This window comes from Saccharomonospora halophila 8 (genome assembly GCF_000383775.1).
In the GTDB taxonomy this organism is placed as follows: Bacteria; Actinomycetota; Actinomycetes; order Mycobacteriales; family Pseudonocardiaceae; genus Saccharomonospora; species Saccharomonospora halophila.
Genome location: NZ_KB912533.1, coordinates 1 through 3,107, shown reverse-complemented (window position 1 = coordinate 3,107; position 3,107 = coordinate 1). Strand labels below are relative to the sequence as shown.

General features: G+C 70.0%; 3 protein-coding genes. 1 reads left to right on the top strand and 2 read right to left on the bottom strand.

Features of this window, described 5'->3' with window-relative positions:
* Positions 1-1,343: DHA2 family efflux MFS transporter permease subunit (locus tag SACHA_RS0109725; RefSeq protein WP_019809278.1), on the bottom strand; the 1,343-nt coding region annotated here is incomplete at its 3' end.
* A gap of 275 nt (positions 1,344-1,618) precedes the next feature.
* The gene (locus tag SACHA_RS0109720) at positions 1,619-2,761 is read right to left on the bottom strand and encodes a S1 family peptidase (RefSeq protein WP_028663038.1); all 1,143 of its coding nucleotides are present in this window, start codon (positions 2,759-2,761) and stop codon (positions 1,619-1,621) included.
* Between the two features lie 156 nt (positions 2,762-2,917).
* On the opposite strand from SACHA_RS0109720, the gene SACHA_RS26100 reads away from it, so the two are divergent.
* The coding region (locus SACHA_RS26100) for a hypothetical protein (protein WP_232211852.1) at positions 2,918-3,107 on the top strand (190 nt) is incomplete at its 3' end.

The window sequence follows — 3,107 nt, the reverse complement described above, 5'->3', positions numbered from 1 at the left end:
CCGTCGGCGTCGGGGCCCGCGCCGCCGCCGTCGGCGCTGCCGAGGGCGGCCACGGTCACGAAGACCGCCGTGCCGAGTGCGCCCGCGAGCTGTTGCAGCGTGGTGAGGATGGCGCTGCCGTGCGAGTAGAGATGGTCGGGCAGGCTCCCGAGTGACTCGGTCATCAGCGGCGTCATCATCAGGGCGAGCCCGGTCATCAGCACGATGTGGATGCCGATCACCAGCACCAGCGGCGAACCCGGCCCGAGCAGGGTGAACAGCCACAGCGACACGGCCATCGCCGATGCGCCGGGGATCACCAGCGGCCGGGCCCCGACGCGGTCGAACAACGCACCCACCGGGCGGCCGAGCAGCCCGAGAACCAGACCACCGGGCAGTACCGCGAGGCCGCTGACGAACGTGCTGGTGTCCAGCACGGTCTGCAAAAACAGCGGCAGCATGATCGCGCCCGCGCCGAGCAGGCACATGAACAGCAGCGCGGCCAGCACCAACGCGACCGTGAAGCTGCGGTGGGTGAACGGGCGGAGGTCCAGCAGCGCGCGGTCGCGCCGTTGCAGCCGGGTCTGGCGCAGCACGAACACGGTCAGCGCGGCGAGACCGACCACGATCGGTGCCCACGGCGGCACCGGGTGCCCGCCGCCTCTTTCCCCGAAGGACGACAGGCCGTAGAGCAGGCCACCGAACCCGATCGCGGACAGCACGACCGAGACGAGGTCGAGCGGCAGCCGCCGCGTCGGGCTGTCGAGGTGCAGCCACAGCGCCCCGAGGGCCAGGGCGGTCAGCGCCAACGGCAGTACGATCCAGAACATCCAGCGCCAGCCCAGCGATGCCAGGACCGCTCCGCCGATCGTCGGCCCCACCGCGGGCGCGACCGCGATGACGATGGTGATGGTGCCCATCGTCGCGCCGCGCCGGGTCTCCGGCACCAGGCGCATCACCGAGGTCATCAGCAGCGGCAGCATCACGGCCGTGCCGGTGGCCTGCACCACGCGCCCGGCGAGCAGGAATCCGAAGCTCGGTGCGAGGGCGGCGACCACCGTGCCCGTGGAGAACAGGGTCAGCGAGGCGAGGAAGATCTGGCGCGGGGTGAACCGCTCCAGCAGGAACCCGGTCGTCGGGATGACCACCGCCATCGTCAGCAGGAACCCACTGGTCAGCCACTGTGCCGTCGTGGTCGGCACGTTCAGATCGACACTGAGGTCGCGCAGCGCGACGCTGAGGATGGTCTCGTTGAGGATCATCACGAAGGCCGAGACCACCAGCACGCCGATCAGCAGGGTCGTCTTCGGCGCGGGCGTTTCCCGGTCGGGATCCGTGGTCGGCGGGTGCACGGTGTCGGTCATGGGAGGGTGCGGCTCCAAGGGAACGGAGGTGCTGTGCCGGGCCGGACCCGGAGACCGCGAGAGGGACGACGACGGTGTCGCGGTGCGTGCGTCACCGGGTGAATGCCAGGTTAGCCTCCGCGTGGGCGGGCGGGCGACGCAATTACCGCGGACAGGGCCTGTGAGGGAGGACACGTGTGCGCCCACGGACCGCACACACGAACGTGGTGGCGGAGGTGTCCCCCGCCACCACGTCGCGGTGTTCAAGGAGCGGACCGGTCCGGCCGGTCGGTGGGTCAGCCGGTGACCAGGCTGAGTCCGTAGGCGTTGAGTGCCTCGTTGACGGGCTGGAAGTAGGTGGTGCCGCCCCAGGTGCAGTTTCCGGAGCCGCCGGAGGTCATGCCCTGGGCCTGGTTGCCCGAGATGAACGAGCCGCCGGAGTCGCCGGGTTCGGCGCAGACGTCGGTGCGGGTGAGACCGTAGACGGTGCCCTGGGAGTAGCGCACGGTCTGGTTCTTGGCCTCGACCGTGCCGCAGTGCCAGCCGGTGGTGGAACCGGACCGGCAGATCGACGAGCCCACCGGCGCCTCACTCGACCCGGACACGGTGCGGCCGTAGCCGTTGTACATGTTCACCAGCGGCTGCGGGGTGTCGTCCGAGCCGGTCCGCACGTAGGCGTAGTCGTTGCCGGGGAACGACGAGCCGGCGAAGGTGCCGCTGGGCTGCGAGGTGGATTCGCCGGTGGAGCCGCAGTGCCCGGCGGTGACGAACCCGCCGTTCACGGAGAACCCGATCGAGCAGCGCCCGCCGCTGCCCATGTAGTAGGCGTTGCCGCCGTAGATGTTCATCAGCGCCCGGGGCTGTTCGCGGGACTCGACGACCTCGACCTGGCTGCGGTCGGCGCCGGTGGAGTTCACGAACGCGGTGGCCTGCCCGCGGGTCTTCGGTGCCGTGGTGACGACCACCGAGTTGCTCTCGATGTCGACGTACCAGCCGGTGACCGCGTCGGGGGCGTCGCTCTCGGCGCGGTTCAGCCGTTCGGTGATGCTTTCGAGTTCGGCCGAACTGGCGTCGACCACCCGTGCCTCGGCACCGGCGGCGCGGACCTCGTCCGCCTTCGCGGCGTCGGTCACCCCGACGACCAGCGTGTCGCGCTCGGCGTCGAAGTGGGCGCCACCGAAGCTGTCCCCGAGTTCGGCGCGGACGGTGTCGACGGCCCCGCGGGCCTCGGCCTCCTGCTGAAGTCGTTGCTCGGCCTGCGCGGCGTTCATCCCGAGATCCCGCTGCATCGCCTGGATCATCGGGTCGTTGTCTCCTGCCGGGGTGACCGGTGCTCCGGAGCCCGCGGTCGCCGGAATGGCGAGCGCCGCCGCCATTCCGGTGGCCAATACCGCGGTGGTGCTCAGGCGTGCCGCGACCCTGCGCTTTCGTGAGGTCATTCCATCTCCCTGTGACGTGAGTTACGTCCAACGGACAGGAATGGAAGTATCCGGATCGAAACCGGCGGGCACAGCCGCTCAATGGACGCCGACGATCGTCGGGAATTGGCCGATGGCGGACGACGATAGTTTGTTCCGATATGGCGAACAGGTGACGTGACCGCTGAAAACCTTATTTCGGACACGGAGTGTGTCGGCCGGAAGAAACCGTTCTCCGGTATCGACGTGGGAACGCGCGCGGCGCGTTGCACGCGGGCGGCGGTGATTTCCGGCCCCGGGTGCCCACGGCGGCACCGGGTGCCCGCCGCCTCTTTCCCCGAAGGACGACAGGCCGTAGAGCAGGCCA

Excerpts from the sequence above, each read along its gene's own strand:
- SACHA_RS0109720 (WP_028663038.1), bottom strand. The coding sequence starts at position 2,761 with ATGACCTCACGAAAGCGCAGGGTCGCGGCACGCCTGAGCACCACCGCG.